Source organism: Komagataeibacter kakiaceti JCM 25156, from assembly GCF_000613305.1.
The window spans coordinates 1-1432 of the sequence record NZ_BAIO01000555.1; the positions used below are offsets into that span (position 1 = coordinate 1).

Annotated in this window: 1 protein-coding gene; it reads left to right on the forward strand. The window is 65.9% G+C overall.

All coding sequences use genetic code 11. From position 1 onward, the window contains the following. The first annotated feature begins 316 nt into the window (after positions 1–316). Positions 317–1153, forward strand: a complete 837-nt coding sequence (locus tag JCM25156_RS16530) for an aldo/keto reductase (protein WP_084296542.1) — start codon at positions 317–319, stop codon at positions 1151–1153. Positions 1154–1432: the final 279 nt, after the last annotated feature.

Sequence of the window (1432 nt, forward strand, 5' to 3'; positions counted from 1 at the left end):
CGAGCCGCCGCGACGGCGCGCCGGTGGCGAAGTCGCCACGGTCGGGCCAGGGAATATCGACATGTGTATCCAGCGTCAGGATTTCATGGTGCAGGTCGGCGGCTGGCAGGGTGGATGGATCGGTCATGGGGGTCCTTTCTGAACGGTGACAATGAACCATATGCAGCCCAGTCCTGAAAACTGGGCATAAAACGGACGCGGCCCGATACCGTTAGGCTGGACAGAGGCGACACGTCCCACCCCGGCCAGCACGCCCATGCCTGCATGCAAGACAGGTATTCCAGATTCTGGCGGCCGGGCATCTGGCGAAGGAACGATCATGACCACCATCCCCCTGCTTACCCTGAATGACGGCCACAGGATTCCGGCAATGGGCTTCGGCACCTACCCGCTGGACAACCCGCAGGCCGAACGCGCGGTGCGCGAGGCGCTGGACGCGGGGTACCGCCTGTTCGACACGGCGTCGCGCTATGGCAACGAAAGCGGGGTCGGCACGGGGCTGGTCAGTTACGATATCGGGCGCGAGGACATTTTTGTCACCACCAAGCTGCGCGGCGCGGATCAGGGATATGACAGCACGCTGCGCGCCTTTGACCGCAGCCTTGAACTGCTGAAGATGAGCTATGTGGATCTCTACCTGATCCACTGGCCGCTGCCCGCCAAGGATCTGTATGTGGAAAGCTGGAAAGCCCTTATCCACCTGCGCGATCAGGGGCGCGTGCGCTCCATCGGCGTCTCCAACTTCCTGCCCGAACACCTCGAGCGCCTGATTGACGAGACCGGCGTCACCCCCGCCGTCAACCAGATCGAGATGCATGTCGATTTCGCCCAGACCGAACAGCGCGCGCTGCATGCCCGGCTGGGCATCCTGACCGAAGCCTGGACCCCGCTGGGCCGGGGCCGGGTGCTGGAAAACCCGACCCTGCTGCGCGTGGCGGAGCGGCATGGCAAGACGCCCGCGCAGGTCATGCTGCGCTGGGTGGTGCAGACCGGCTCGGTGCCCATTCCCAAAAGCGCGCACCCCGAGCGCATGCGCGCCAACCTGCAGGCCTTCAGCTTCCAGCTTACGGATGAGGACATGCGCGATCTCGCCACGCTGGACGCGCCGGGCCACCGCACCGGGGAAGATCCCGCCACCTGCACGGAGGAATAAATCCCCGCCCACGGCGCGCGTGGCAGCATTGCGCAAGCCGGAGCCACGCTGTTATGGTGCGTGGCCTTTTCCGCCCGGGCGGGTCATGCCGGTCCGTCCGGCATGGAATCAGGGGGCATGAGCGGGATCACGACAGCATATGGCGGCAGCGCAGGCAGGGGTAGTAACTGACACGGGCGGCGATGACAGGGCCGGGGTCGGCCCCGCCGCTTCCCGTCGCCCCTTCCTGCACTGGATCGCGCTTGGCCTGGCCGGAATGCTGGCCGCCTGCGCCCATGA